Raw genomic sequence first — 260 nt, 5'->3', positions numbered from 1 at the left:
GGACGACCGCTACACCCGATACACCATCTACCTCCTGATTGGCGCGGCTTCCGCCATACTGGGCGAAACGATCGCACGCCGACCCAAACCGTTTCTGTTCCTGTTCCCCGGGCTGTTGGCTTACTGGTTCATCACCGCCTACTTTCCCGCCTTCGACACCTGGACCGAAGCGCAGCGGTTCCGGCCGCGCTACCTGCTGACCGGCGGCGTATGGAACAACATCAACGACATGGCCACCGCGCTGGTATTCGCCAACCTCA

The 260-nt window shown here is 61.5% G+C and carries 1 pseudogene; it reads left to right on the top strand.

Annotated features, from left to right (window positions below):
* A pseudogene (locus SB751_RS32185) lies at positions 1-260 on the top strand (hypothetical protein); the annotation flags it as partial.

The sequence above is a fragment of the Cupriavidus sp. SIMBA_020 genome (genome assembly GCF_046535395.1).
GTDB lineage: Bacteria > Pseudomonadota > Gammaproteobacteria > Burkholderiales > Burkholderiaceae > Cupriavidus > Cupriavidus campinensis.
Note: the sequence above shows the minus strand (reverse complement) of the source record. Positions and strands in the feature narration are given on the sequence as shown.